The sequence below is a fragment of the Streptomyces turgidiscabies Car8 genome (genome assembly GCF_000331005.1).
Classification (GTDB): domain Bacteria; phylum Actinomycetota; class Actinomycetes; order Streptomycetales; family Streptomycetaceae; genus Streptomyces; species Streptomyces turgidiscabies.
The window spans coordinates 1-808 of the sequence record NZ_AEJB01000550.1; the positions used below are offsets into that span (position 1 = coordinate 1).

The window sequence follows — 808 nt, forward strand, 5'->3', positions numbered from 1 at the left end:
ACGGGTCTGCGAAGATCACGTTCCGTACAACCAGAGGCTCCACGTGGCGTCCAGTATCACCTACACCGCCGTGCTCGATGTCCGCAGGGCGACCGCCGAGCATCTCGCGAAGCTGCTGCGCGGGCATCGCGAGCAGCTCGGGACCCGCAAGGGCACTCGCGCTCTGGGCGTCTTCCGGCAGGCGGTGCTCGTGCTGCGCTGGTTCGTCGACGGTACCCGGCTGGTCCAGCTTGCCCGGGACAGCGGCATCTCGGTACCGACCGCCTACCGCTACCTGCACGAAGGGCTGACGGTGCTCGCCGACCACGCACCCGATCTGTCCACCGCGCTGGAGAGGGCGGCGGCGGCCGGGTACACCCACCTCAACCTGGACGGCACGGTCATCCGCACCGACCGCGTGGCCGCCGCCGGCCCCAACGGCGCAGACCTGTGGTGGTCGGGCAAGCACAAGCACCACGGAGGAAACGTGCAGGTCATCGCCGCCCCGGATGGCTGGCCCCTCTGGGTCTCCCCGGTCCGCCCGGGCCGCGAGCACGACACCACCTGCGCCCGCGCCCACGGACTGGTCGACGCCCTGAACCGGCTCGCCGCCACCCTCGGCATCCCCACCCTGACCGACCTCGGCTACGAGAACGCCGGGCCCGGCCTCCGCCACCCGGTCAAGAAGCCCAAGGGCGGTGAACTCGCCGAGCCCGACCAGGCGTTCAACGCGGTGATCCGAGGCGTCCACGCTGTCGCCGAACGTGCCAACGCCCTGCTGAAGGTCACTTTCAAGGCCCTGCGCAGGGTCAGCCTCGACCCTGCAGCC

1 protein-coding gene is annotated in these 808 nt (G+C 70.9%); it reads left to right on the forward strand.

What is annotated here, in order from left to right:
- Window positions 1-43 precede the first annotated feature (43 nt).
- The coding region (locus STRTUCAR8_RS39555) for an HARBI1 family protein (RefSeq protein ID WP_044473680.1) at window positions 44-808 on the forward strand (765 nt) is incomplete at its 3' end.